1 pseudogene is annotated in these 504 nt (G+C 43.3%); it reads right to left on the bottom strand.

Annotated elements, in window-relative coordinates:
- A pseudogene (locus R7Z49_RS27960) lies at window positions 1–504 on the bottom strand (D-lactate dehydrogenase); the annotation flags it as partial.

Below are 504 nucleotides of genomic sequence, written 5' to 3' on the forward strand. Positions count from 1 at the left end.
CATCAATTTGGTATCTGTACCTTTTTTGAAGATGTAATCCTGATGGAAGACGTAACACATGAAGTGCCCGTAATAGAGCGACTGAACCAGATTTTTGCTCACCTCTTCAGGCAAAGTTTCCAACCACTCTTCATCATTTCTGCGCAATGCGATATCGAGCGCAACAATGTCTTCAACCTCGTTGCGATGAATCGTTTCGTAGCGAATCGCAGCCCCAGCCGCCGCAAAACGATGTAAGTAAGCTTTTTTACCTTCATCTGGCGTACATTCGAAGAAATCGCAATCATCTTCAACAGCCCTTACTTCTTTCAGGTATTTTTGTGCCTCTTCAATTCCGCCATCACTCATTTTAGCACTAAGTGATGCTCGTATTTATCGCGGAATTCCAGCATTCGCTCAGGCAAATGCTGCGGGAACAATTTACTTGCGTAGTACAAAATGGTGTCTGGCAAATATTTGCTGACAAATGGCACTCGCTCTAAAAAGTTCTCTACTTTTGCTTTC

The sequence above is a fragment of the Vibrio sp. 1562 genome, assembly GCF_033340155.1.
GTDB lineage: Bacteria > Pseudomonadota > Gammaproteobacteria > Enterobacterales > Vibrionaceae > Vibrio > Vibrio alginolyticus.